Raw genomic sequence first — 25,800 nt, forward strand, 5'->3', positions numbered from 1 at the left:
GACGACCGAGCGGTGCGTGAAGAAGTTGTCACGCGATTGTCGATCTGGCGACGTGCCGCTCGCATCGGGTATGAAGGGTGCGATGTCTGGCATGAAGTCTCCTGGTCCTCGTCGCTTCTTCTCCTCCGTGCGCGCCGGCGCCACCGGCCTCGCGCTCAGCCTGTCCCTCGGGGCATGTGGCGGCGACGACAAGGGCGACACCGACGCCACCGGCGACTCGACCGTCGGCACCCAGGGCAGCGACGGCACGGACGGCACGGCGGGCACCGAGCCGACCGGCACCGACACCGACGCCTCGACCGACACCGACGGCAGCACCGCGCCGACCACCGGCGCCGAGATCCCGGCCGACTGCGACGCCTTCGTCAGCCCGAGCGACGACGACGTGGCCGCGCTGCAGGGCGCGCTGCTCGACGCGGCCGACGGCGACGTGGTCTGCATGGCCGAGGGCACCTTCTCGCTCAACACCGAGATCTCGATCTCCGCCAACAACCTGACCCTGCGCGGCGCCGGCCGCGACCTGACGATCCTCGACTTCAGCGACCAGGACCTCGGCGCCAACGGGATCAAGATCAGCGGCGACGGCGTCACGGTGCAGTCGTTCACCGTCAAGGAGACCCCCGGCGACGGCATCCGCGGCGACGACGTGGCCGACATCACCTTCGACGACATCTCGGTCGAGTGGGCGGCCAAGGAGTCGATGGACAGCGGCGCCTACGGCTTTTACCCGGTCGGCAGCACCGGCGTGGTGATCCGCAACTCGCGGGTCATCGGCGCCCGCGACGCCGGCATCTACGTCGGCCAGTCGACCAACATTTTGGTCGAGGACAACGAGGCCTACGACAACGTCGCCGGCATCGAGATCGAGAACTCGACCGGGGCGACGGTGCGCCGCAACCACACGTACAACAACACCGCCGGCATCCTGATCTTCAACCTCCCGGGCCTGCCGGTGCAGGACGGCAAGCGCACGCTCTGCTACGAGAACATCGTCGAGAACAACAACGGCAACAACTTCGGCATCCCCGGCACCGCGGTCGCCGCGGTCCCGCCGGGCGTCGGCTTCATGATCCTGGCCGCCGACGAGAACGAGCTGCGCGACAACATCATCCGCGGCAACCGCACCACCGGCGTGATCATCGTCAGCTACAACGAGGCGATCGGGCTCGAGCCGGCCGACGACCCCAACTTCGACCAGTACGCCGAGGGCAACTACGTCCACGACAACAGCTTCGAGGACAACGGGATGATGCCGGCCTCGCCGGTCGACGGCGTCGCCGGCGTGCCGGCGGCCGACGTCCTGTTCGACGGCTGCCTCGACCCCGACGCGATGGCGATGGACCCGGCGCTGGTCAACTGCCTGTGGCAGAACGGCGACGCCGACTACCTGAACTTCGACCTGTGCGGCGGCCTCGCCAACAAGAGCACTGACCTCGAGCCGGTCACCTGCCAGCACCAGACGCTGCCCGAGCTGCCGGCCGGCTGAGCGGGCGCACGACATGCCCCGGAGGACATGTATGCGAGGCCATGTACTGACGGCCCTCCTCGTCGTCGCGGCCGCCGGCTGCGGCGACGCCGGCGGCGCGGCGACCGAGGCGGCCAGCGGGACGGACACGACGACCGGCACCGGCGGCCCGGGCACCGACGCGAGCACCGGCGACACCACCGCGCCGACCACCGGCGACCCGTGCGCCGGGACCACGCGTTGCCCGGCCGAGGGCCCGTGGCCGCTGCCGAAGCTCAGCGACTACGACTTCTTCGTCCAGCCGATGGTCGAGCTGGCGCCGAAGGACGGGGTGGTGCCGTACACCGTGGCGGCGCCGCTGTGGTCGGACGCGGCCGGCAAGGGCCGGTTCATCGTCCTGCCGGAGGGCGAGAAGATCGGCTTCACCGAGGGCGAGGGCTGGAGCTTCCCCGACGGCGCGGTGATCATCAAGAACTTCTGGTTCGACCACGACCGCCGCGACCCGGCGGCGGGCCGGCGGATGATCGAGACGCGGCTGCTCTACCGCGAGGCCGGCGCCTGGGAGTCGGTGACGTACCTGTGGGACGACGCGCAGACCGAGGCGACGCTGCACAAGATCGGCGAGCGCGTCGACGTCGCGTTCATCGACGAGGACGGTCAGGCCAGGGTCGAGGAGTACATCGTGCCCAACCTCGACCAGTGCGGCAGCTGCCACGAGCGCGACGACGCCACCGAGCTGCTGGGGACGATCACCCACCAGCTCAACACCGAGATCGTCGTCGACGGTCAGACCGTCAACCAGCTCGAGTGGCTCGCCGCTCAGGACATGTTCTCCGGGACATTGCCCGACGTGCAGGCGCTGCCGCGCCTGGTCGACCCGTTCGGCGGCGAGCCGCTCGACACCCGCGCGCGCTCGTACCTGCACGCCAACTGCTCGCACTGCCACCGCCTCGGCGGCGGCGCGGGCAAGAGCGGGCTGGTGTTCCTCGCCTGGGAGGAGACCGAGGCCAAGCTCGGCGTGTGCAAGGTGCCGGCGGCCGCCGGCCCGGGCACCGGCGGTCACCACTACGACATCGTCCCCGGCAAGCCGGACGACAGCATCGTCATCTTCCGCATGAACTCGCTCGACCCGGAGATCAAGATGCCCGAGCTGCCGAACCGGGTCATCGACCAGCGCGGCGTGCAGCTGATCCACGACTGGATCGCCGCCATGCCGGAGAAGGACTGCGAGATGCTGCCCTGAGCGGGCGTTCGGGACAGCTCGCCCGCCGCCCTCGCTGGCGCGGGGGACCGGGTCGGGGGCAGGGGTTTATCACCGGCGAGGGCCCCACGGTGAGCTGTCCCAATGGACAGCCACCGGCCGCGCCCGCGGGTTCGGCGAGAGCCGTGTCGGGGCAGCGTCGATCCCGGCGAGGTGGCTCGGAGCTGAGCTGACCTTCGGGACAGCCGGCCCTCACTGACGCGGCGGGACCGGGTCGCAGTAGAGGCAGGGGTCCATCACCGGCGAGGGGGACTCGGCCGGGTGGGGCGGGCGGCCGAGCGGGATCGTCACCGTCCCTGCGCCCCAGCGGCCGGCGCGGCGGCGGCGGAGCACCGCGGAGACGCTGTCCTCGCGCACGTACAGCTCGGCGAAGCCGGCGCGGTTGGTCTGCAGCTCGGCCTTGAGCGCGGTGCCCTGGAAGTACCACAGGCCGCGCGCCCCGCCGCGGCTGTCGGGCGCCGAGGCCGAGCCCGAGATGACCTGAAAGACAGGGTGCCTCAGCCAGTAGCGGCTCGAGCGCTTGGTCGCCGGGCCGATGTCGGCGGTCGCCAGCAGCATGCGGTCGTGGGCCGACAGCGCCCCGGCGAACAGGCCGGCGTCGACCGCCCGGCGCACCGGCGCGGCGTGGAGGTAGTAGCCGCTGTCGCTGTACAGGCCGCCGACCCCGTGCGGGCCGGCGCTCTCGAGCGGGTGGTGGCTGACGAGCAGCCGCGGCCACGGCGACGGCGCGGCGGCCAGCGCCTTCAGCAGCGCCTCCTGCTCGGCCACGCTCTGGTCGGCGCGCGCGGCCGCGGGGGTGTTCACCGCCGGCGGGACCAGCCAGGCGGCGCTGTCGACCACCACCAGCTCGACCAGTGGAGATGTCTCCGGGGACATGTCCTTCGGGCCCGGTGCGCAGAGACCTGTCGCGCAGGACATGGTGACCCGGACATGCCCGTCGGGATAGACGGCGAACGCGTAGTTGTGCCCGGGCATGGCCCACGGGTGCGGGCCATGCCCGGGCCCCGGCTGCAGCTCGAGCTCGGGCTGGCCGCAGCGCCAGTCCTGCTCGCCGAGGGCGGCCAGCACGGCGCCGCCGGCGGCCGCGTGGGCGCGGACCACCCGCGAGAGGGCGGCCGGGCCCTTGGCGCGCCAGGCCGCCGCCGGCGCGGTGCAGCGGCCGAGGTCGCCGGGGCCGACCGGGCCGATGTTGTCGCCGAGCCAGAGCACCACCGCGGGCCGGCCGCGGCGCTTGTGCTCGGCCAGCACGCGCTCGAGCTCGACGGCCGTCGCCGGGCCGGAGCGGCCCTTCGCGCCGACGTCGCCGAGCAGGACCAGGCTGACCTCGGGGACAGCCGGCAGCGGCGGCACCACCGGCGGGCCCCACTGCTTGCCGCGCTCGATCGCGCAGGCGCCCAGCGCCGTCGTGGTGAGGAGGCCCGCGAGGAGCAAGGCCGGCGCGCTCCGTGGGGAGCAGCCGCGACGGCGATGCCGGCGAGATCCGCGAGCCTGCGCAGCCGTCATGGGCGCGCGAGCATAACACGCGGGCGACCTGCACACGGCGGCGGCTCGCGCGGCCGGCCTCGCGGGGGTCGCAGGGGCCGTGGCGTGGGGCGTGCGGCGCGTCGCGCACTCGGCCTCGCGGGCGGACCGACCTCTGCGGGCCGCAGCGGCGAGGTTACGCACGGTGTGGGGCCGGAGGCGCGCTTGCGCGGCCCCAGGGGCTCGGGCAAAAGTCGACGCATGTCGCCCGCGGCGATCATGCTGTCGATGACCGTCAACGGCGAGCCGGTGCATGTGGCCGCGCCGCCGCACTGGACGCTCTTGGAGGTCCTGCGCTACCGGCTCGACCTGATCGGCAGCAAGCAGGGCTGCGACAAGGGCGACTGCGGGGCCTGCACCGTGCAGATCGACGGCGTGCCGCAGCTCGCGTGCCTGACCCTGGCGATCCACGCCGAGGGCCGCGCGGTCACCACCGTCGAGGGGCTCGGGCTCCTGGCCGGCGGGGTCCACCCGCTGCAGGACGCGTTCGACCGCCACACCGCGGCGCAGTGCGGGTTCTGTACGCCGGGCATCCTGCTGAGCGCCGAGGCGCTGCTGCGGAGGCGCAACCGCGAGGTCACGCGCGCCGAGGTGTGCGAGGCGCTCGCGGGCAACCTGTGCCGCTGCACCGGTTACACCAAGATCATCGACGCGGTGGTCGACGCCAGCCGCGTGATGGCCGGCGCGCACACCGAGGAGGCTGGCCGTGGCGAGTGACGACGCAGAGCGCGAGGCGACGGGCGACGGCATCGGCGAGGCGCCTGTCGTCGGTGCGGACGGGGCGAGCGAGCAGGTCGAGCGCGACCGGGCGGCGTGGCAGCTCGGCAAGGCCCACCGCAAGGTCGACGCGATGGAGCGCATGCGGGGCGTCACCCGCTACACCGACGACCTCAAGCTGCCGGGCATGCTGCACGCGAAGATCCTGCGCAGCCCGCACGCGCACGCCCGCATCAAGTCGATCGACAGCTCCGCCGCGCTGGCGATGCCCGGGGTGTTCGCGGTCGTCACCGGCCAGGACTTCAAGATCCCCTACGGCATCATCCCGTGGACGCCCGACGAGAACGCGCTCGCGGTCGACAAGGTGTGCCACGTCGGCGACGGCCTGGCCGCGGTCGCGGCGGTCGACGAGGACACCGCCAACGCGGCCCTGCGCGCGATCAAGGTCGAGTACGACGTCCTGAAGCCGTACTTCGACCCCGAGGAGGCGCTCAAGGTCCGCGACCGCGAGGGCACGATCAACCCGTACTCGCGCAAGGGCAACGTGTCGAAGCACGTGCTGCTCGAGTTCGGCGACATCGAGGCCGAGCTGAAGCGCGCCGACCTGGTGATCGAGGGCGAGTACTTCTTCGAGGGCACGACCCACGGCGCGATCGAGCCCCACTGCGCGCTCGCCCACGTCGACGGCGGCGGGGTGCTGACGGTGTGGTCGGCGACGCAGGTGTCGCACTACCTCCACCGCGAGCTGGCCAAGGTGCTCGAGCTGCCGCCGCACAAGATCCGCGTGATCCAGCCGCCGCTCGGCGGGGCCTTCGGCGGCAAGAGCGAGCCGTTCGACCTCGAGTTCGTGGTCGCCAAGCTGGCCATGAAGACAGGTCGCCCGGTCAAGCTGCTGTACACCCGCGAGGAGGTGTTCTACGCCCACCGCGGCCGCCACCCGATGAAGATGAAGCACCGCACGGGCTTCACCAAGGACGGCGGCCTGCTCGGCGTCGACGCGCGCACGATCCTCGACGGCGGCGCCTACTCGAGCTTCGGCCTGGTCACGACCTACTACTCGGGCCAGCTGATGTGCTCGCCGTACATCTTCCCGGCCTACCGGTTCGACAGCACGCGCGCCTACACCAACAAGCCGGCGTGCGGGCCGAAGCGCGGCCACGGCTCGGTGCAGCCGCGCTTCGCCATGGAGATCCAGCTCGACAAGGCGGCGGCGGCCCTCGGCCTCGACCCGATCGAGCTGCGCCGCCGCAACGCGATCAAGGCCGGCGAGAAGACCGTCAACGAGTTCACCGTCGGCTCGTCCGGCTTCCTCGAGTGCCTCGAGAAGGTCGAGCGCTCGTCGGGGTGGGTCGAGAAGCGGCGCAGCCTGCCCTACGGCCGCGGGATCGGCATCGCCGGCTCGACCTACATCAGCGGCACGAACTACCCGATCTACCCCAACGAGATGCCGCAGGCGGCGGTCCAGATCTGCCTCGACCGCAGCGGCCGCGCGCGCGTGTTCAGCGGGGCCAACGACATCGGCCAGGGCAGCAACACGATGCTGGCGGTGATCGTGTCGGAGGAGCTGGGGATCCCCCTCGAGGACATCCGCGTGCTGTCGGCCGACACCGACCTGTGCCCGGTCGACCTCGGGGCCTACTCGTCGCGCATCACGCTGATGGTCGGCAACGCCTGCCTCGAGGCGGCGCAGCGGCTGCGGCGCAAGGTGTGCGAGAGCGTGGCCAAGCGCTGGGGCGTGCCGCGCCAGCGGGTCACGCTCGCGGGGCGCATGGCGATCGACCGCGAGGACCCGGCGCGCCACGTCGACAGCGCGCAGGCGTTCCAGTGGGCCGAGGCCGACCACGGCCTGCTCGGCGAGACCGGCAGCTACAACACGCCGAAGGACCGCCACGGCGAGTACCGCGGCGGCACGATCGGCGCCTCGCCGGCGTACTCGTTCACCGCCCACGTCGCCGAGGTCGAGGTCGACGCCGAGACCGGCCTCGTCGAGGTCAAGACGATCTGGATCGCCCACGACTGCGGCAAGGCGCTGTCGCGCAAGATCGTCGAGGGCCAGATCGAGGGCTCGACCTACATGGGCTTCGGCGAGGCGCTGATGGAGCGCCACGCGGTCGACCCGGCCCACCGCGGGGTCCACGTCGGCCCGAGCTTCCTCGACTACCGCATGCCGACCTTCCTCGACACGCCCGACCTCGAGGCGATGATCGTCGAGGCGCCCGACGCGAACGGGCCCTACGGCGCCAAGGAGGCCGGCGAGGGGCCGCTGCACTCGAGCATCCCGGCGATCGCCAACGCGATCTACGACGCCGTCGGCATCCGCCTCGACCGCCTGCCGTTCACGCCGCAGAGCGTGCTCGCGGCCCTGCGCCAGCGCGAGGAGCAGGAGCGGGCCGGGCAGCTCGCCCCGCACAAGCGCGCGGACCTGCAGCCCCGGAGGAGCGCCTGATGCTGCGCCTGCCGCAATTCGAGGTCGTCGCCCCCGAGAGCGTCGCCGACGTCGTGTCCGCCCTGCAGCGGCCCGGCGCCCGCATCATCGCCGGCGGCACCGACATCCTTCCGAACCTCAAACACCACCTCGGGACGCCGCAGCACCCCGCCGAGCTGCCGCCGGTCCTGGTCAGCCTGTCCCGGGTGACGGCGCTGCGGGGGATCGCGCTCGACGAGGCGGCCGGGGTGCTGCGGATCGGCGCCGGGGTGACGCTGTCGCAGTTGAGCGAGCACCCCGAGGTGCAGCGGCATCTCCCCAGCCTGTCTCAAAGCGCAGGTCTGGTGGCGAGCCCGCCGATCCGCAACATGGGGACCATCGGCGGCAACGTCAACCTCGACACCCGCTGCCGCTACGTCAACCAGACCCACTTCTGGCGCGAGGCGCTCGGCGGCGGCTGCCTGAAGTCGGAGGGCAACGTGTGCCACGTGGTCCCCGGCGGCCGCAACTGCGTGGCGGCGATGAGCTCCGACAACGTGCCGGTGCTGATCTCGCTCGACGCGACGATCGTGCAGGCGGGCCCGGAGGGCGTCCGCGAGCTGCCGATCGAGGAGTACTACAAGGCCGACGGCCTGGCCCACACGAACGCCAAGCCCGGCGAGGTGACCACCGAGCTGCGCGTGCCGCTGCCGAAGGGCCCGCGGCGGTCGACGTATGTCAAATGGTCGGTGCGCAAGAGCATCGACTTCCCGCTGGTCAGCGTGGCGCTGCGCTTCGACCTCGGGGAAGACGAGGCGACCGTCGCCACGGTCAAGGTGGTCGTCGGGGTGCTCGGCTCCAAGCCGCGCACGCTCGGCAAGCTCGACGACGTCGTCGGCAAGAAGTTCGGCGACCCGGTTCTGGCGCGCATGGTCGCCGACGCCGCCTACGCGCAGTGCAAGCCGCTCGAGAACGTGCCCTACGAGGCGGCCTATCGCCGCGACATGATCCGCGTGTACACGCGCCGGGCGATCGAGGCGCTGGCCGCCGCCGACAAGTGAGGCGTTTGCGGCCCGGCCGCGATCACCAGGGCGCGCGCCCGTAATCGCGGGAGCGCGCGGACGCGAACGCCAGGCGAGTGCAGCCGTCGCGAACGCGCGAGCTTGCTCGAATCGGCGATCGCGGGCGAGGCCGCGCGCGGGCCCGGTGCTTCTCTTCGTGACGGGGACTGCCTAAGCTGGCGACGCTCCTAGCCCACGTCCTTTCAAAAGAAGGGAAGAGACACCATGACGGACCTTTCGCAGCTCGCCGCGCCTCAGCTCGTCGTCAACAGCCGGATGCTCTATACAAGCTGGATCCCCGCCGATCCGGCCGCGTGCCGCAAGTTCTTGCCGCCCGCCCTGCGTCCCGCTCCGAACGGCGCCATCTACATGAATCAGTACGTCGTCGACTCCGCCGAGCAGACCGTCGGCTTCGGCGCCTACTCGCTGACGTACATCGGGCTGGACCTCGACTCGTTCGCGCCCGACGGCGCGACGCCGGCCCGGTTCTTCACCCACTACTTCAACTCGTCGCCGGTCGTGCGCGCCTACGTTGCCGAGCGCGGCGTGCCGGCCAGCGCGGGCACCACCGAGCTCGAGCTGCACGCGCACACGCTGACGGCCACGACCTCGGTCGACGGCAAGCCGCTGATCCGCACCACCGTCAAGGTGAGCAAGAAGATCGGCGTGACCGTCTCGGGGCACCTCAAGTACGTCACCCGCGTCGGCGACCGCCTGGTCGGCGGCAACTACCCCTACATCGGCGAGCTGGTCGACGAGTTCGATGTGCAGTCGATCGAGTTCCTCGACGCCGGCCACCCGGTCTACGCGCTGCGCCCGGCGTCGCCGCTGCAGATCATCCCGGCCGCCAGCTTCTACTCGCCGCGCGACTCGTTCGTCTACCCCGGCGGCGTCGAGGACATGGGGCCGGCCGACGGCTAGTACTTCAGGACAGGCCTCCGAGGCATGTCCGAAAGGCAAGCCCGTCAGCGCTTCACCGGCTCCCCGGTGCGGCAGGACCTGGCGAGCTCGGTCCAGAAGTGGCCGGACGGGCCTTGGCCGTAACGCAGCACCGGATAGAGCATGCGCCCGGTCTGCCGCTCGCAGCGGTCCATCGCGCGGATCCGCTGCGGATCGTAGCCCTCCCGGCCACGCTCGACCTGCCCGGCGAGGGCCTCGACGCCGAGGTCGTCGAGCTCGTCGCGCGGCCGCAGGAGGGCCGCCAGGTCGGCGTAGTAGTTGCGGTAGTGGCTCGGCGGGGGCGCGGGGAAGTCGAGCTCGAGCCGCGCGAGGACCACCAGCAGCGGCTGGTCGCGCGGCTCGGCCGCGGCGAGCAGGCGCTCGCGCGCGGACAGGTCGATGCGCGCGAGCAGCTCCGGCCGGTTCGCCAAATACCATGCGGCCTCGTCCTTCACCCCTGCGGGCCCCGTGGCGATCGCGTCGACGAGGGCGCGCACGCGGGCGTCGGGATCTTTCGCGGCGACGAAGGCCCGCAGCGCGAGGACCAGCGGGTCGCTGGCGCGACGCTCGTGATAGGCGAGCGTCTCGCCGTGCGGGCCGAGGAACACGACGGCGCGCCGCCCGGTACGATAGCCGACGTGACAGCTGGTGTTGGTCTCTTTCCCCTCGAGGGTCGCGCGCGAAGAGCCCTTGAGCGTCCGCAGCACGCGGAGCCTGGCCATGCCGGCTTCGCGGCGCCCGGGCGTCTGCTCGACGCGGACCTCGGCCACGCGCGTGGCCTGATCGAACAGATCGAACTGAGTCCGGTAGGGCCTGCTGCAGGCCTGCGCTGACCGCGGGATGGCGAGCAACAACAGCGCTGCGGCCGCGAGGAAGGTGCGTGCGATCGTCCGCGCGGGCCGAGGCGTCACGAACAACGACAACGCTGCGGCCGCGAAGAGGAGGCAGGCGAGCCCCGGCGCGGACCCAGGTGTGGCTGTGAACAACAGGACTGCGGCCGCGAGGAGGGTGCCGGCGATCATTCATGGGAGGAAACGCGCGATTGATGGGGCGGATTCAGGCAGGCCCGCGCGGGCAGATGTGAGGCAACGGGGCGGCGCGGCAGGCCCCTGCCCCGCGGTGACGGCTGTCGCGGAAGCGAACCGATGGGTCGGCGTTCGCGGCGACAGCGTGCGGCGGATCGTCCGGGCTTGCGCGCGAGCAGGACGTGCATCAGCGCCGGGCGGCCTGGCCGGGGAGGCTCACCGCATGCGCCGTAGATCGCCGGACTGCTTCGCGGGCGTGGTTTGTGCACGGGGCCCGGCGAGTCGACGGCGCGGAATCGCAGGATGCGCGCGCTGCCGGCATTCACGCCTCTCATTCGAGGTTAGGGAGCGAATCGCCGCACCGATCATTGGCCGATCAGCACGGTGCCGGCCTTGCCCCCCGCGAACACCTCGCCGGTCGGCGCGGCCCAGGCGGCGAACAGCGCCTCGGCGTCGGCCGGGTGGGTGGTGCCGTCGTCACCGCAGGCGGCGGCGACGACGAGGAGCAGGGGCAGGAGGCGGGGGAGCCATGGGCCGGGTATCCCGCAAACGCCGGCGCGCCGTCAAGGTCGGGGAATCGACGTGTTCTCGAAGACATGTCGCATAAGACATGTGGTGGCGTCCGGGGCCGCGGGCGGGCGGGGCCGCGAGGCGCCGCAGAACCGCCCGCGAGCGTGGACACGCGCGGGCGGCCCGGGGCAGACTCGCGCGTCGCATGGACCGATTCGCCGTCATGCAATTGTTCGCGTGGGTCGTCGAGACCGGCAGCTTCTCGAAGGCGGCCCAGGCGGCGGGCGTCGGGCAGCCGGCGGTGAGCAAGCAGATCGCGGCGCTCGAGCGGCGCCTGGGCGCCCATCTGCTGCGCCGGACCACCCGCGGGCTCAGCGTCACCGCGGCCGGGCGCGACTACTACGATTCGGCGGTGCGCCTGCTCGGCGAGCTGCAGGCCGCGGAGTCGCGCGTGAGCCGTCACCAGAGCGCGCCTGAAGGTTCGGTGCGCGTGGCGATCCCGGCCGGGTTCGGGGCCATGTACGTGGTGCCGCGCCTGCCCGAGTTCTTCGCCCGCTATCCCGGTGTCGCGCTCGACTTCGCCGTGGCAGAGCGGCACGTCAACCTGGTGGAGGACGGGATCGACGTCGCGATCCAAATCGGGCGCCTCGCCGATTCGTCGCTGTCGGCGCGCCGGATCGGCAGCATCGAGGCGGTGACGGTGGCCACACCCGGCTACCTCGAGCGCCACGGCGAGCCGAAGCACCCCGAGGAGCTGGCCCACCATGCGTGTGTCGCCTTCGTGTTCGACGGCAAGCCGCGCCCGTGGGAGTTCCGCCGCGGCGAACGAGCGCTGAGGTTCTTGCCGCGCGGGCCGATGCGAACCAATGACGCCGAGTACATCCGCGCCGCGGTGCTCGCCGGGCTCGGTCTGGCTCAGACCGCCAGCTGGTTGTTCGCGGCCGAGGTCGCGTCCGGCGCGGTCGTGCGAGTGCTCGCGGACGACACGCCGGCGTTCTACCCGATCCACGCCGTGGCGGCAGGGGGACGACGCGTGCCTCGCAAGGTCAAGGTGTTGGTCGACTTCCTGGCGCAGGTGTTCGCCGAGCACCCGAGCTTGCGCCTGCGCGGGCCGGAATAGCTCGTATTCCGCGGCCGGCAGTTCTGCCGCCGCACCTCGTGGCTCATGTTCCGGGCCGCGCCCGTCACGGGCGCGGCTCGAGACAGGAAAGGATCGGTCATGGGAGAGTTGAGCGGGAAGGTCGCGGTCATCACCGGCGGCAGCAGCGGCATCGGCCTGGCGACTGCCAAGAAATTCGTCGACGCGGGCGCGCACGTGTTCATCAGCGGGCGCCGGGGCGACGAGCTCGACGCCGCGGTCGCCGCGATCGGCAGGAACGTCACCGCGGTGCGGGGTGATGTCGCCGAACCGGCGGATCTCGATCGGTTGTACGCGAGGGTCGCGGCGGACAAGGGCGTCGTCCACGTCGTCGTCGCCAACGCCGGGTTCGTCGAGCGCCGCACGCTCGCGGACGCCACGCCGGAGCACTTCGACCGGACCTTCGCCATCAACGCGCGCGGGACGTTCTTCACGGTGCAGAAGGCGCTGCCGCTGATGACGCAGGGCGGGTCGATCGTGCTGGTGTCGTCGGCGGCCCACCTCATGGGGCTGCCCGAGTACGGGACCTACGCGGCGAGCAAGGCGGCGATGCGGTCGTTCGCGCGCACCTGGGCGGCCGAGCTGAAGGACCGCAAGATCCGGGTCAACAACCTCAGCCCCGGTCCGGTCGACACGCCGATCATCGACGGCCAGTTCTCGAGCAAGGAGCAGGCCGACGCGGCGCGGGCGGCGATGCGGGCGGCCGCGCCGCTGGGTCGGTTCGCCCGTCCGGAGGAGCTCGCCGCGGCGGTGCTGTTCCTCGCCTCGGACGACAGCAGCTTCAGCACGGGCATCGACCTGGTGGTCGACGGCGGGCTCTCCCAGGTATGACAAGATGTCCAGGGAGGCATGTTCATGAAGACATGCCCTCGGGGTCATCTTGATAAAGAAGGCGGGTCACGCGGAGGCGAGGCGGAGCAGGGCGGCCAGGACGGCCGGCTCCTGGGCGGCGTTGAAGTGGCGGGCGCCCGGGACGACCTCGACCTCGGCGCCGAGCCGACCCCGCCACAGCGCCGCGTTGGCGTGGTAATCGCGGGTGAACGGGTCGCCGTCGGTCAGGAGGACGGTGAGCCGGGGCACGGCCGCGCGCACCCGCTCGAGGTCGGGGAGGTTGTCTTGCCAGGGGAGGATCGTCGGCCACGGCTCGTCGACGGTCCACCAGCCGGCGACGGCGAGCATGCCGGCGACCCGGGCGCCCGCGGGCAGGGCGGCGAGGGCGTGCAGCGCGGCCTGGCAGCCGACGCTGTGGCCGAGGACGAAGGTGTCCTGAAGGACAGCCGGGTCGTCGCCGAGGAGGCGGGCGATCGCCGGCGGCCAGGTGTCGAGGCGCGGGGTGCCCGGGTTCGGCAGGTCGGCGACGACGACCGGGTCGAGCGGCCGCCCGGGCGCGGCCGCGAGGGCGTCGACCAGCCACGGGTAGTAGTCGGAGCGCGGGGTCCCGGCCCAGCGCGGGACGACGAGGAGGCGAGGCATCGCCGCCCAGGATAACCGCTACAGCAGCAGGCCGGGGAGCGGGCCGGAGCCGACGTCGACGTCGTTCTCGCCGTAGTTGTCGATCGAGGTCTGGCCCATCGCGTGGAGGATGCCGACGAGCAGGCGGTGGTGGGCGACGTCCTGGTGGGTGACGAAGCGGCCCGAGTTTAAAAACGTCTTGCCGCCGACGACGACGAACGGCATCTCGGTGAACTGGTGGGTCTGGCCGTGGCCGACCTCGGTGCCCCACACGATCATCGTGTTGTCGAGCATGGTGCCGTCGCCCTCGGGGACGGCGGCGAGGGCGTCGGCGAGCTCGCGGATCTTCTCGGCGTAGTAGCGGCGGATCCCCCGCAGATAGGCCTCGGCCTCGCTGCCCTCGGGCGCGTTGTGGGTGTGCGCGTGGTGGAAGTCGGTCATGGGCGCCGGGATCCACGGGTACGTGTTGGCGTCCCACTCGCCGCGCGCGACCTGCAGGGTGACGACGCGGGTGAGGTCGCAGCGCAGCGCGGCGGCGATCAGCTGGATGTGCCGCGACAGCACCTCGGCGCTCGACTCGTTGGCGACGTGATCGATCGGCTCGCCGAGCGGCGGGACCTCGCACTGGTAGCCGTTGACCAGCGCGGTCTCGATGTCGTCGAGCGCCGCCAGGTGCGACTCGATCTTCGGCCGCTCGTCGCTGCCGACCTTGAACCGCAGGCCCTCGAGCTCGGCGCGCACGACGTCCATCGAGCTGATCCGCTTGGCCTTGAGCCGCTCGTAGGCCTCCTTGTCGAGCGCGGCCAGGCCGAACAGCTGGTCGTAGGCGTGCTGCGGGTTCTCGTACAGCTCGGTCGGGGTGTCGGGCGCGGTGAACGACATGCGGTTGGCGACGTGGACGCCGCCGACCTGGTAGCCGAGGTGCAGCGAGTGCAGCGGGGTGGTGCCGGCGAGGCCCTGGGCGATGACTTGATCGATCGAGGCGTTGACGTTGCCGCCCCAGCCGAGCGGGTCGTCGGGCGGGGCGCCGCCGTGCTTGTACTTGTCGCCGGGGAGCTGCTCCGAGCCGGTGAAGAGCAGCGGCATGCCGCGGGTGTGCGGGCCGGCGCCGCCCTGGCCGTTGAGGCGCATGCCCTTGAGCACGATCAGGTTGTCGTGCTGATACGGCGCGAGCGGGGCCAGCAGCTCGGGCAGGACGAAGTCGGTCTCGGTGCCGGTCGGGTTCCAGAACTTGTGGAGGGTGCCGTGCGGCGTGTAGACGAGGATCAGGCGGCGCGGCGCGGGGTCGGTCTCGCCGCGGGCGTCGAGCAGCGGAATGAAGGGGGCGCACGCGGCCCCGAGCCCGAGCGCCTGCAGCAGCTTGCGACGGCCCCAGCGGCCGCTCTTGCGATGATTCGTTGCGGTCATGGCGGGCGGCTCCTTCACTTGGCGGCGAACACCAGGGTGCGGAAGGCGGGGCTCGTGACGATGTCGCCGAGCAGGGCGCGCATGTCGCCTTCGTGCGCGGCGAAGCGGTCCTGCAGGTCGGCGACCTGGCAGGTGTCGGCGGTGGCGAGGATCCGCCCGAGCGCGTAGGTGGTCCACTGGAAGGCGACGCAGTCGCGCACGACGGGGTCGTCGGCCAGGAGGTGGGCCAGCTCGACGGGGCCGTCGAAGTCCTTCTCGGTGATGCCGTAGCCGCGCAGCGTGCCGCTCTCGTCGACCGGCAGGCCGTTCTCGAGCTCGCGCACGACGCCGAACGCGTCGTAGCCCTCGAAGCCGAAGCCGATGCCGTCGATGAAGGTGTGGCAGCCGGCGCAGCTCGGCTCGCTCGAGTGCTTCTCGAAGCGCTCGCGGGTGGTGGCGTTGGGGTCGGGCGGCGGCGGGAAGATGTTGTTCGGCGGGGCCGGCAAGAAGGTGCAGAGCAGGCTCTCGAGCACGACGACGCCGCGCAGCACCGGCGACGACTGGCCGGGGTTGGCGTGGGTGGCGAGCCAGCCGACCTGCGTCAGCAGGCCGGCGCGGCGGGCCGGGTCGAGCTGGACGTAGGCCCCGGGCTCGGCCGGCTGGGCCAGGCCGTAGAGCGGCAGCAGCTCGTCGGGGACCGGCGAATAAGGGGCGGTGAGCAGGGTCGAGAGGCGGGCGTCGTCGTCGCGGATCACCATCGCCATGAAGTCGGCGGCCTCGCGCTTCATCGCCTCGCGCAGGTCGTCGCCGAACTCCGGCACCAGCGGGTGCGGCGCCTTCTCGACCCAGTCGAGGTGGTCGAGCTCGAGCCACTGGACCGCGAACGCCCCGAGGCCGCGCCGCGCTTTCTCGTCGGCGAGCATGCGCTCGAGCTGCGCGAGGAGCTGGGCGTCGTCCTGCAGCTGGCCGGCGTCGGCGGCGGCCCGCAGGGCGTCGTCGGGCATGCTGTTCCACAGGAAGTAGGACAGCCGCGCGGCCAGCTCGTGGTCGCCGAGCGGGGTCCAGCCGCGCTCGTCCGGCGCGCCGGTGCCGAGCTCGACCTGGTAGAGGAAGTAGGGCGACTGCAGCATGGTGGCGATCACCTGCCGCACGGCCGTGGCCGGGGTCTCGCCCGCGAGCGCGCGGGTGAGGTCGTAGACGCCGACGTAGCGGTCGACCTCCTCGGCGGTCAGCGGCTTGCGCAGCGCGCGGGCGCCGAAGTCGCGGATGAAGTCGCGGACGCAGGCGCCGAGCTCGGGCGCGTCGGGGGCGAGGTTCTGCACGTCGCACGGGACCAGGCCGACGAGGTCGGCGGCGCCGGCGACCTGCTCGGCGATGTCGGCCAGCGAGGTGACGCCGATGGTGTCGAGCGGGACGACGACGTTGCTGTCGAAGGTGCCGACCTTGGCGTCGAGGCCGTCGAGCGCGCTCGACGGGACGTCGGCGACGCCGAGCAGGTCCTGGATCGTGTAGTCGTACTGGGCGCGGGTGAGGCGGCGCAGCGGGGTCGGCGAGAGGTCGATGGTCTGACACTCCTCCGCCGGCGGGGCCTCGCCGGTGGTCGGCTCGCCGGTGGTCGGCGCCGCGTCGGTGGTGCCGTCGGTCGCCGCGGTGGCGCCGGTGTCGGGCCCGTCGCTCGTGCTGGCGGCGCCGCTGTAACAGCCGGCCGCGGCCGTGCACAACCACAATGATGCGCTGATCGATCGCCGCTGCATCCTCACCTCCGCGTCCCCTGCAGCTTTCATGTTTGCGGCGGCGACGAAGATCGTGTCAAGGCCACAGGGGCGCGCGTTCACGGGGCTGTGACGCGGCGAGGGGTCGGATGTCCCGAGGGCCAGGGACCCCGGCGGTGCGACGCACGCCCCAACGGTCACGACGTCACGCGATCGATCGGCGCGCGGGTGCTCGAGAACGAGGGCGACGATCGGGGCCGTGCTGTGGCCGACGCGGGCCACACCCTGAGCGCGTGACGAGAGGTGGGGCGGGCCCCGTGTTCGCGAACGCGGGATGGACTCGAGTCGAGCGCGGCGAAAGAAGGTTCGTCGATCACGGCGCGAGGGAGATCGGCTGCGCGTCGCGGCCGACGGCGACCGCGGCGCAGGCGACGGCGTCGCGCGGCCCTCGAGGTGCGCGCGAAGCGAGCCCGCAGCGGCCGGGGCGGTACGTGCAGTCGCGGGGGCGGTCCCGGCTTGACCGCGGCGGCGCCGCGGGACAGTGTGTCGGCCGTGCCGCTCGCCCCCGCGCGCGTCGTCCTGCTCGCAGCCGTGCTGGCGGCCGCGTGTACGAACGCACCGGTCGACGCCGGCAAGGCGGCCGCGGGGCCGCAGCCGCGGGCGGTCGAGGTGGCGGAGGCTCGGGCGGCGCCCCATCCGCGAATTCTGACGCTCTCGGGCACGCTGGCGGCGCTCGAGAAGGTGCAGGTGGCGGCGCGGGTCGAGGGGCCGATCACGGAGGTGAAGGTCGACCTCGGCGACCGCGTGACCCGCGAGCAAGAGCTGGCGGCGATCCGGCCGATCGACTACCGCGCGCGGGTGTCGGAGGTCGAGGCCTCGCTGGCGCAGGCGGAGCTCGACGTGAAGCGGCTCGAGAGCCTCGGCGGGGTGGCGACGCAGGAGGAGCTCGAGAAGGCGCGGACGCGGCTCGCGGGGGCCCGGGCGCAGCGCTCGCAGGCGTCGCGCCAGCTCGGCGACACGACGGTGCGGGCGCCGTTCGCCGGGGCGATCGCGGCCCGCCACGTGGCCCCGGGCACCTACGTGAAGCCGGGCACGCCGCTGTTCGACCTGGTCGCCGACGACAAGCTGCGGCTCACGGTCGAGGTGCCCGAGCGCTACGCGGCGCTGGTCCAGGTCGGCACGCCGGCGACGATCACGCTCAAGGACTCGCTGGTCGGCGAGCCCGGCGAGGCGGGGGCGAAGATCGCCGAGGGCGCCGGCGCGGTCCAGGCCGCGGTGACCCGGGTGTCGCCGGTGGTGTCGCCGACGACGCGCACGTTCACCGTCGAGGCGGTGTTCTCGCCGGCCGGCAGCGTGCTCCGCCCCGGCATGTTCACCGTCGCCACGCTGTCGCTCGGCCACGAGGCGGGCAGCGTCCGCGTGCCGCGGGCCGCCGTGTTCCACGTGCTCGGCCGCGACCGGGTGATGCGCGTCGAGGGCGGGGTGGCGGTCGCCCACGACGTCGACCTGATCGCCGAGGACGGCGGCGACGCGATCGTGCTCGGGCTCGAGCCGGGCTCGCAGGTGATCGTCCGCGGGGCGGCGCTGATCGCCCCGGGCACGCCGGTGGCGCCGAGCGCGGCGAAGGACATGCCCCCGGGGACAGGACCCGAGGGACAGGGCGCGAAGGGCATGCCCGCCGGGACAGGTGAGAACGGCGCGGAGACGAAGGCCGCGGGGGCCGCGGGGGCGCCTGCGGGAAAGGACATGCCCGGAGGGGCAGGCGAGAAGGGGAAGGCGCCGTGACGCTGTCGGAGATCTGCGTCCGCCGGCCGGTCTTCACCCTGATGCTGATCCTCGCGTGCGTGACCTTCGGCGTGCTGTCGTTCCGCACGCTCGGGGTCGACCAGTTCCCGGACGTCGAGATCCCGGTGGTCACGGTGACGACAACCCTGCGCGGGGCCAGCCCGGAGGAGATCGAGACCCAGGTCTCGAAGATCGTCGAGGACGCGGTCAGCACCGCCGAGGGCATCGACGAGCTGCGCTCGACGTCGCTCGAGGGCGTGTCGGTGGTCACGATCAACTTCCTGCTCGACCGCGACCGCGACCAGGCGACCCAGGACGTGCGCGACAAGGTCGCGGCGGCGATCAAGAACCTGCCCGAAGGGACAGACCCGCCGGTGGTCACCCGCTTCGACACGACGGCGATCCCGGTGGTCACGCTGGTGGTCTCGTCGGACCGCCGCGACCTGCGCGAGGTCACCGAGCTGGCGCGCAAGCAGGTGCTGGAGCCGCTGCAGGGGGTCGCCGGGGTCGGGCAGATCCAGCTGGTCGGCGGCCAGCGGCGGGCCTTCAACGTGCTGCTCGACGCCGACGCGCTGGCGGCTCAGGGGCTGTCGATCCAGCAGGTCCGGCAGGCGATCGAGCAGCAGAACCTCGAGCTGCCGGGCGGGCGGCTCGAGAGCTCGGGGCGCGAGGAGGTGCTGCGGACGATGGCCCGCGTGCAGGACGCGCGCGAGCTGCGGCGGCTGGTGGTGGCCGAGCGCCAGGGCGCGCCGGTGCTGCTCGGGCAGATCGCCGAGGTCGAGGACGGCACCGAGGACCCGCGCTCGCTGTCGCGGCTCGACGGCGAGAACGCGGTCGCGCTGGTGGTGCAGAAGCAGGCCGGCACCAACACCGTCGAGGTGGTCGACTCGATCCTCAAGCGGATCGGCACGCTGCAGCGCAGCCTGCCGGCCGACATCGCGGTCACGCCGATCCGCGACGCCTCCCGCTTCATCCGCCGGTCGATCCACGAGGTCGAGCTCCACCTGGTCCTCGGCGCCCTGCTCGCCAGCGTGTCGGTGCTGCTGTTCATGGGCTCGATCCGCTCGACCCTGATCGCGGCGCTGGCGATCCCGTGCTCGATCATCACGACCTTCGCGGTCCTCAGCGCGCTCGACTACACGCTCAACAACTTCACGCTGCTGGCGCTGACGCTGGCGGTCGGCATCGTCATCGACGACGCGATCGTGGTGCTCGAGAACGTGTACCGCCGAGTCGAGCACGGCGAGCCGCCGCTGCCGGCGGCGATCGCCGGGACGCGCGAGATCACCCTGGCGGTGTTCGCCACCACGCTGTCGCTGATCGTCATCTTCCTGCCGACGGCGTTCATGGAGGGCCGCGTCGGCCGGTTCTGGCGCAGCTTCGGCATCACGACGGCGTTCTCGATCGCGGTGTCGCTGTTCGTGTCGCTGACGCTGACGCCGATGCTGTGCTCGCGCCTGCTGAAGCCGCCGAAGCCGAAGGCGCACGACCGGCCGGGCCTGGTGGCGCGCCTCAACGACGGGCTCGACCGCGGCTACGCGTGGCTGGTCCGCTGGTCGCTGCGGTGGCGCTGGCTGGTGGTCGCGGCGTCGCTGGCGACGGTGGCGATGGTGGTGCCGCTGGGCCAGCGCATCGGCAAGGACTTCATCCCCAAGGACGACACCAGCGAGTTCATGGTGGTGCTGACGATGCCCGAGGGGTCGAGCCTCGCCGCGAGCTCGGCGATGGCCGCGCGCATCGAGGGCCACCTCCGCGAGCTCCGCGGGGTCGAGCGGCTGTTCACGAGCATCGGCGCGGCCCGCGGCGGCGACGACGTCACGGAGGTGCAGATCTACGTGCAGGTCGTCGACATCGAGCAGCGCGACTACCCGCTGGCGGCGGTGCAGAAGCAGGCCCGCGAGGCGCTGCGCCCGTACCCCGACCTGCGCCCGAGCGTGCAGGACCTCGGCGGCATGGGCGGCGGGGGGCGCAACACGCAGCTGGCGTTCTCGCTGCGCGGGCCCGACCTCGACCAACTCGGCGAGTACACCGCGACGATCATGGCGAAGATGCGGGAGATCCCCGGCCTCGTCGACATCGACTCGTCGGCGGCGGTGCGCAAGCCGGAGATCCGGGTCAAGATCGACCGCGACCGCGCGGCCGACCTCGGGGTGCGCGCGGGCGAGATCGCGGCGGCGCTGCGGACGATGGTCGGCGGCGAGCCGATCTCGAAGATCCGCGAGGGCGCCGAGCAGTACGACCTGTGGCTGCGCCTGCGGCCCGAGGACCGGCGCGACCTCGACTCGCTGCGCGGCCTGCCGATGCAGGCGCGCGGGGGGCTGATCCGCCTCGAGGCGCTGGCGGAATTCGAGCGCGAGCGCGGGCCGGCGCAGATCGATCGGCTGGGGCGGATCCGCCAGGTCGAGATCGGGGCCAACCTCGACGGGCTGCCGCTCGGCGACGCGGTCGACAAGGTCAGGGCGATGGTCGCGGAGCTCGACCTGCCGCCCGAGTACGAGGTGGTGTTCAGCGGGCGGGCCAAGATCCTCGGCGACACGATCACGAGCTTCCTCGGCGCGCTCGCGCTGTCGTTCCTGTTCATGTACATGGTCCTGGCGGCCCAGTTCGAGAGCCTGCTGCACCCGGTGACGATCATGCTGTCGCTGCCGCTGTCGCTGCCGTTCGCGCTGCTGTCGCTGATGCTGCTCGGCGACACGCTCAACATCTACTCGACGTTCGGCGTGTTCATGCTGTTCGGGATCATCAAGAAGAACGGCATCCTGCAGGTCGACTACACCAACACCCTGCGCGACCGCGGCGAGGCCCGCGACGTGGCGATCGTCGAGGCCAACAAGACCCGCCTGCGGCCGATCTTGATGACGACGATCACGCTGATCGCCGGCATGATCCCGATCGCGCTCGGCAAGGGCCCCGGCGCGGCCTCGCGGGCGTCGATGGCCAAGGTCATCATCGGCGGGCAGGCGCTGTCGCTGCTGATCACGCTGCTGATCGTGCCGGTCGCCTACTCGCTGTTCGACGACGCCGGCAACGCGCTCTCCCGGCTGGGCCGGCGGCTCCGCGGGCAGAAGGAGGAGGGCTGAGTGTGTACGCTGCTGTTCGCGCTGGGGGTCCATCCCGGTTACCCGCTGGTGCTCGCCGCCAACCGCGACGAGTTCTACGCCCGCAAGACGGCGCCGGCCGGCTGGTGGCGCGAGGCGCCGCAGCTGTTCGCCGGGCGCGACCTGCAGGCCGGCGGGACGTGGTTCGGGGTGACCCGCCGCGGCCGCTGGGCGGCGCTGACGAACGTACGTGACCCTGCGGACATCCGCCTCGACGTCCGCTCGCGCGGCGCGTTGGTGGCCGACTACCTGCGCGGGACGGACGACCCCGGGGCGTACGTGGCGGCGATCGCGGGCGAGCGCTACGCCGGCTTCAACCTGGTGTGCGGCGATCCGCATGGCGTTTGGTACATGAACAACAAGACAGGCGAGCGGCTGCGCCTGGCGCCGGGGCTGTACGGGATCAGCAACGCGGCCCTCGACACGCCGTGGCCGAAGGTGGTGCGCGGCAAGTCGGGGCTGGCGCGGCTCTTGACGGGCGAGGCGATCGAGCCGAGGGCGATCATGGCGATGCTCGCCGACGCGACGCCGGCGGCCGACGCGGAGTTGCCGGACACGGGCGTCGGGCTCGAGCTCGAGCGGGCCCTGTCGCCGCTGTGCATCGCCATGCCGGGCTACGGCACGCGCGTGTCGACGGCGCTGCTGCTCGGGGCCGACGGATGGGCGCTGTGCCGCGAGCAGGCGACGGTGCCGGGGCCTCACCCGGCGATCGCCGAGGTCAAGTTCCGGTTCGCAGGCGCATAAAAGGGCGCAGCGCGGCCCCGCGGGCGCGTGGGGGCTCGTCTTTTGCCCGGCTTCGCGGTACATGATGGTCCGCCTCGCCCGGAGCTCGCATGCCGCGTACCCCGACCCTCCTCGCCTTGGCCCCCGTCCTGGCCTCCGCCCTCGCGTTGCTTCCGCCGTCGCTCGCCCGCGCCGACGAGCCGGCCCCGGCGGCCGAAGAGGCCGAGGCCAAGCCCGAGAAGCCGGTGCCGCCGTGGCGCAAAGAGCTGCACATGATCGAGGTCGGCTGGCTGATGGGCGCGATGTTCGGGGCCAAGGACCACGGGCTCTACGGCGTCGAGCCGCCGAACCCGCCGCGCCCGTTCAAGACCGGGTTCGACATCGGCCTCCGCTTCGCATACCTGCCGGTCCGCTTCGTCGGCGTCGAGGTCGAGGGCAACGTGTCGCCGACCAAAGTCGACGTCGAGGACGGCAAGCGCGCGGTGCTGTTCGGCCTGCGCGGCCACGTCATCCTGCAGCTGCCGACCCGCATCACGCCGTTCATCGTCGCCGGCGGCGGCATGTTCGGCGGCTCGTCGAAGGACGAGCTGGTCGGCAAGAAGATCGACGGGGCGCTCCACGTCGGCGGCGGCGTGAAGATCTACGTCAGCAAGTGGGTGGCGATCCGCATCGACGGTCGCGACATCATGACGCCGTCCTACGCGAAGGCGGCCGGCGGCGAGCTCAGCTACGCGCACCACGGCGAGTTCACGTTCGGCGTGTCGTTCGTGTGGGGCCGCAAGGGCACGAAGATGTGGCCCCGCGGCTGAAGTCAGGGGGGAGCGATACAGTCGGTCGAGCTGCAGGCGGCTCGCAGCGCGGCGTCAGGGGCCAGGGCGGCGAGGCCGGGGCCGATGATGGCCTGGCCGGAGCGCTCGCGCTCGGCGAGCTCGACGTTGAGGTCGAGGAGGAAGCGCAGCGGATCGCCGCGCAGGCCGTAGGCGGCGCGCACGGCCTCGTCGAGCGCCTCGTGAGCGTCGCGCAACGGGCTCGGACCGGGTGGGTCGAGGGTCCGGTAGAGCTCGCGGCGCGAGAGATCGTGGCGCTCCAGCGCCGCGGCGCGGACCTGTCGTAGGGTGCGCGCGGCCTCGGCGATCCGAGAGATCTGGCGGGCGCTCGGCGCCTGCGGCCACGGGAAGGCGCCCCACACCGTGCTCGAGGTGTAGCGATAGTCGCGCTTGAGGGTCGAACAGCGGGCGGTGAACCACTGCCAGTGGAGGGCCGACTGCAGGACGCCGAACGAGTAGTCGTCGTCGAGGGCGAACACCACGAGCGCGTCGCTCGGGCGGATCTGCGGGCTCACGAACTCGAAGATCGGGCGCCGGGTGACGCGCACGCAGGCGACGTAGCGCGCGAGCGCGGCGATGGCCGCGAGCATCTCGCCGCGCCGCCATGACAGGCGCCACCACCGGTCGAGGAAGGCGGCGTGGTGGCGGTTGATGCGAGCCTCGGGGTCGGCGCGCAGGAGGTCGGCGTTGCGCCGCTGCTCCTCGGCGGCGGCGTCGCGGCGGGCGGGGAGGACGGTGGTGGCGACGCGGGCGAAGGGGGCGGCGAAGGCCTCGGCGGCTCGCAGGTCGCGCTCGCCGAAGTCGATGACGTGGCGGCTGGGAGCGCCGTCGCGGCGGCCGAGGAGGTCGTCGCCGCCGAGGTAGGGGAACAGCACGGCCGCGTTGTCGCCGGCGTCGGCGAGCATGCGGCGGGCGTCGGCGGACGCGAGGAGAAAACCATCGTGGCCGACGGTCTGGCCCTGATAGCAACACGCGGCGGCGAGGTTGACGCGGAGAGTCCGGGCGCCGCTGACGTCGGTGTCGGGGCTGAGCGCGGGGCCGATCCGATCGAGGGTGACGGTGTGCCACGGGCTGTGCGCGGCGTCGCCGGCCTGCCACGAGAGGAATTTTTTGCCGGGGAGGTCGGGCTCTTTGAGCCAATTGACGATCGAGACGTTGACGGCGGCGTCGCCGGACCAGACCTTGGCGGCGACGGCCTCGGTGATCGTGCCGCCGGCGGTGATGTGGCCGAGGCCGCTGTCGCGCGACTGGTTCTGGCGGATGGTGTTGGTGCCGACGAGGCCGGCGCGGCCGCCGGGCGGGAGGTGGTCGTGGGCCCGGCGGAACCAGTAGACGCAGTAGTCGGCGCGGCCCGAGACGTCCGGGTAGGCGTGGCGCAGCCGGCGGAGGTACTCGGGGCCGAACTCGCGCTGCATGTTGTTCTTGGCCTGAAACGGCGGGTTGCCGAGGATGACGTCGGCGGCTGGCCAGTCGGTGAAGAGGGCGTCGGCGACGCGGAGGTCGGGAAGAGAGTTCGGAGGCGAGGGGGCCAGGCGGAGCTCGCGTCGCGCCTGCGCGTCGGCGAGCTGCAGGGTGATGCGCGCGAGCTCGACGGCGAAGGGATCGCGGTCGATGCCGGAGAGGTTGGCGAGCGAGACGCAAGCGCTGGAGAGGTGCGAGGTCCCGGGGTGGAGGCGCGCGAGCAGGTCGACCTCGAGGCGGAGGAGCTCGCGGTAGGCGACGCAGAGGATGTTGCCGCTGCCGCAGGCGGGATCGAGGACGCGCAGGCGGGCGAGCTCGTGATGAAGGTTGCGCAGCGCTTCGTGCGTGGCCGCGGCGGCGATGCGCTCGCGCCACGGGCGGACGAGGCTGGGCAGGACGATCCGCTGGATGTCGGCCTCGCTGGTGAAGTGCGCGCCGAGAGCGTGCCGGCGCTCGGGGTCCATGGCCCTTTGAAAAAGATCGCCGAACACGGGGAGCTGCACGCGGGACCAGTCGAGGCCGGCGGCTTTCGTCACAAGGTCGCGCTCCTCGGCGGTGAGCTCGAGCGGGCGGAGCGACGCGAATGCGCTGCCGGGGATCGATCTGCGGTGCCGAAGTTCGGCGAGCAGGAACTCCTCGAGTCGCTCCGCCGGCGTCAGCCCGAGGCCCGCGGCGAACAAAGTGTGGACGCAACCCAGGGCGATACGCCGGGCGACGTCGCGGTCGATGCCGCGCGCGACGAGCAGATCGGACAGGTCGGCGAGGCGCCCGGCGGCGTCGCGCGTGACGGCGACGCGGTCGTTGCGGAACACGGGCGGCCGCGGGTCGCGGCGCAGGAAGCTCAGGGCGGCGTGCTCGCGCGGCAGGGTGGAAATGGGGAGGCGATCGATCGGTTCCCACAGCTGGCCCGCAAAGTCGTGGAGGACGAGCTCGGCGAAGTCGCACAGGGCGACGTAGCGCGGGTGCGGGGTGTGATACTGCCAGTGCTCGAAGAGCCGACGTGCTTGCCCCGCGAGCCCGGTGCCGCGCGGGTGGAGCTCGAGCAGCAGCGTCTGCCCCCAGAGGAGCCGGTTCGGCGCCTCGAACGCGGCGCCGGCGGTGCGAAGATCGGGCCAGCCGAAGGCGTGGAAGAGGCGATCGCAGAAGGCCCGGTGCTCGTCGCCCGCGAGCGTGTCGACGTGGGCCGCGAACTCGGCCAGTCGCTGCGCGAGCTCGGGCATGGGCGGCGATGGGAGCACGCGAGCTCCTCGCGTGTCCAGGGCGACCACCAGGACGCGTCGAATTCAGCGGACAGGCCTTGAACGACGCGCCGGAG

General features: G+C 72.4%; 18 protein-coding genes. 12 read left to right on the top strand and 6 right to left on the bottom strand.

Translation table 11 applies throughout. The features are described from left to right. The first annotated feature begins 91 nt into the window (after positions 1–91). Together NAEX_RS26520 and NAEX_RS26525 are read left to right on the top strand one after the other, a co-directional pair. Positions 92–1,486 (top strand): parallel beta-helix domain-containing protein, encoded by a 1,395-nt coding sequence (locus tag NAEX_RS26520; RefSeq protein ID WP_143140305.1) that lies wholly within the window; start codon positions 92–94, stop codon positions 1,484–1,486. Between the two features lie 31 nt (positions 1,487–1,517). Beyond that, positions 1,518–2,708 (top strand): SO2930 family diheme c-type cytochrome, encoded by a 1,191-nt coding sequence (locus NAEX_RS26525; protein WP_170136024.1) that lies wholly within the window; start codon positions 1,518–1,520, stop codon positions 2,706–2,708. A gap of 210 nt (positions 2,709–2,918) precedes the next feature. Here the strand turns inward: NAEX_RS26525 and NAEX_RS26530 are convergent, their stop codons facing one another. Beyond that, on the bottom strand, positions 2,919–4,157 hold the full coding sequence (locus NAEX_RS26530) for a hypothetical protein (RefSeq protein WP_096330275.1): 1,239 nt from the start codon (positions 4,155–4,157) through the stop codon (positions 2,919–2,921). A gap of 291 nt (positions 4,158–4,448) precedes the next feature. Here NAEX_RS26530 and NAEX_RS26535 point away from each other — a divergent pair, with 291 nt between their 5' ends. From NAEX_RS26535 to NAEX_RS26550, 4 genes are all read left to right on the top strand, one after another. Continuing rightward, positions 4,449–4,964: a (2Fe-2S)-binding protein gene (locus NAEX_RS26535; RefSeq protein WP_170136025.1), complete on the top strand. Its 516-nt coding sequence runs from the start codon at positions 4,449–4,451 to the stop codon at positions 4,962–4,964. Further along, positions 4,954–7,410: a xanthine dehydrogenase family protein molybdopterin-binding subunit gene (locus tag NAEX_RS26540; RefSeq protein ID WP_096330276.1), complete on the top strand. Its 2,457-nt coding sequence runs from the start codon at positions 4,954–4,956 to the stop codon at positions 7,408–7,410. Before NAEX_RS26535 ends, NAEX_RS26540 begins: the two co-directional genes overlap by 11 nt. Continuing rightward, positions 7,410–8,429: an FAD binding domain-containing protein gene (locus NAEX_RS26545; protein ID WP_096330277.1), complete on the top strand. Its 1,020-nt coding sequence runs from the start codon at positions 7,410–7,412 to the stop codon at positions 8,427–8,429. The genes NAEX_RS26540 and NAEX_RS26545 overlap by 1 nt, the downstream gene beginning before the upstream one ends. Before the next feature lie 225 nt (positions 8,430–8,654). Beyond that, positions 8,655–9,350, top strand: coding sequence for an acetoacetate decarboxylase family protein (locus NAEX_RS26550; RefSeq protein ID WP_096330278.1), 696 nt, complete (start codon positions 8,655–8,657; stop codon positions 9,348–9,350). Positions 9,351–9,394: 44 nt separating this feature from the next. Here NAEX_RS26550 and NAEX_RS26555 read toward each other — a convergent pair whose 3' ends face one another. Continuing rightward, positions 9,395–10,279 (bottom strand): hypothetical protein, encoded by an 885-nt coding sequence (locus NAEX_RS26555; RefSeq protein WP_143140306.1) that lies wholly within the window; start codon positions 10,277–10,279, stop codon positions 9,395–9,397. A gap of 829 nt (positions 10,280–11,108) precedes the next feature. Here NAEX_RS26555 and NAEX_RS26560 point away from each other — a divergent pair. Together NAEX_RS26560 and NAEX_RS26565 are read left to right on the top strand one after the other, a co-directional pair. Then, entirely contained in the window at positions 11,109–12,023 is a 915-nt protein-coding gene (locus NAEX_RS26560) for a LysR family transcriptional regulator (protein ID WP_096330280.1), read from the top strand. Positions 12,024–12,122: 99 nt separating this feature from the next. Beyond that, the gene (locus tag NAEX_RS26565) at positions 12,123–12,872 is read left to right on the top strand and encodes an SDR family NAD(P)-dependent oxidoreductase (protein WP_096330281.1); all 750 of its coding nucleotides are present in this window, start codon (positions 12,123–12,125) and stop codon (positions 12,870–12,872) included. Positions 12,873–12,938: 66 nt separating this feature from the next. On the opposite strand, the gene NAEX_RS26570 is transcribed toward NAEX_RS26565, so the two are convergent. The 3 genes from NAEX_RS26570 to NAEX_RS26580 are packed head-to-tail and all read right to left on the bottom strand — an operon-like array spanning position 12,939 to position 16,633. Next, a complete protein-coding gene (locus NAEX_RS26570) occupies positions 12,939–13,514 on the bottom strand; it encodes an alpha/beta hydrolase (protein ID WP_096330282.1) in 576 nt (191 codons plus the stop codon). 18 nt (positions 13,515–13,532) lie between these two features. Continuing rightward, positions 13,533–14,900, bottom strand: coding sequence for a DUF1552 domain-containing protein (locus tag NAEX_RS26575; protein ID WP_143140307.1), 1,368 nt, complete (start codon positions 14,898–14,900; stop codon positions 13,533–13,535). 14 nt (positions 14,901–14,914) lie between these two features. After that, the gene (locus NAEX_RS26580; RefSeq protein ID WP_170136026.1) at positions 14,915–16,633 is read right to left on the bottom strand and encodes a DUF1592 domain-containing protein; all 1,719 of its coding nucleotides are present in this window, start codon (positions 16,631–16,633) and stop codon (positions 14,915–14,917) included. A 510-nt stretch (positions 16,634–17,143) separates the two neighbouring features. Here NAEX_RS26580 and NAEX_RS26585 point away from each other — a divergent pair. From NAEX_RS26585 to NAEX_RS26600, 4 genes are all read left to right on the top strand, one after another. Next, on the top strand, positions 17,144–18,376 hold the full coding sequence (locus tag NAEX_RS26585; RefSeq protein WP_170136027.1) for an efflux RND transporter periplasmic adaptor subunit: 1,233 nt from the start codon (positions 17,144–17,146) through the stop codon (positions 18,374–18,376). Then, positions 18,373–21,456 carry an efflux RND transporter permease subunit gene (locus NAEX_RS26590; RefSeq protein ID WP_096330286.1) on the top strand — a complete coding sequence of 1,028 codons (3,084 nt, stop codon included), beginning with the start codon at positions 18,373–18,375 and terminating at the stop codon, positions 21,454–21,456. The genes NAEX_RS26585 and NAEX_RS26590 overlap by 4 nt, the downstream gene beginning before the upstream one ends. Further along, on the top strand, positions 21,457–22,218 hold the full coding sequence (locus NAEX_RS26595; RefSeq protein WP_096330287.1) for an NRDE family protein: 762 nt from the start codon (positions 21,457–21,459) through the stop codon (positions 22,216–22,218). A gap of 116 nt (positions 22,219–22,334) precedes the next feature. Next, the gene (locus tag NAEX_RS26600; RefSeq protein ID WP_143140309.1) at positions 22,335–23,006 is read left to right on the top strand and encodes a porin family protein; all 672 of its coding nucleotides are present in this window, start codon (positions 22,335–22,337) and stop codon (positions 23,004–23,006) included. 2 nt (positions 23,007–23,008) lie between these two features. Here the strand turns inward: NAEX_RS26600 and NAEX_RS26605 are convergent, their stop codons facing one another. Next, entirely contained in the window at positions 23,009–25,705 is a 2,697-nt protein-coding gene (locus tag NAEX_RS26605) for a DNA methyltransferase (protein WP_143140310.1), read from the bottom strand. Between the last annotated feature and the right edge of the window lie 95 nt (positions 25,706–25,800).

It is taken from the genome of Nannocystis exedens (assembly GCF_002343915.1).
Lineage (GTDB): Bacteria > Myxococcota_A > Polyangia > Nannocystales > Nannocystaceae > Nannocystis > Nannocystis exedens.

Coding starts and splice junctions, on each gene's coding strand:
- NAEX_RS26520 (WP_143140305.1), top strand. CDS start 92: ATGAAGTCTCCTGGTCCTCGTCGCTTCTTCTCCTCCGTGCGCGCCGGC.
- NAEX_RS26525 (WP_170136024.1), top strand. CDS start 1,518: ATGCGAGGCCATGTACTGACGGCCCTCCTCGTCGTCGCGGCCGCCGGC.
- NAEX_RS26535 (WP_170136025.1), top strand. CDS start 4,449: ATGTCGCCCGCGGCGATCATGCTGTCGATGACCGTCAACGGCGAGCCG.
- NAEX_RS26545 (WP_096330277.1), top strand. CDS start 7,410: ATGCTGCGCCTGCCGCAATTCGAGGTCGTCGCCCCCGAGAGCGTCGCC.
- NAEX_RS26550 (WP_096330278.1), top strand. CDS start 8,655: ATGACGGACCTTTCGCAGCTCGCCGCGCCTCAGCTCGTCGTCAACAGC.
- NAEX_RS26560 (WP_096330280.1), top strand. CDS start 11,109: ATGGACCGATTCGCCGTCATGCAATTGTTCGCGTGGGTCGTCGAGACC.
- NAEX_RS26565 (WP_096330281.1), top strand. CDS start 12,123: ATGGGAGAGTTGAGCGGGAAGGTCGCGGTCATCACCGGCGGCAGCAGC.
- NAEX_RS26570 (WP_096330282.1), bottom strand. CDS start 13,514: ATGCCTCGCCTCCTCGTCGTCCCGCGCTGGGCCGGGACCCCGCGCTCC.
- NAEX_RS26575 (WP_143140307.1), bottom strand. CDS start 14,900: ATGACCGCAACGAATCATCGCAAGAGCGGCCGCTGGGGCCGTCGCAAG.
- NAEX_RS26580 (WP_170136026.1), bottom strand. CDS start 16,633: ATGCAGCGGCGATCGATCAGCGCATCATTGTGGTTGTGCACGGCCGCG.
- NAEX_RS26605 (WP_143140310.1), bottom strand. CDS start 25,705: ATGCCCGAGCTCGCGCAGCGACTGGCCGAGTTCGCGGCCCACGTCGAC.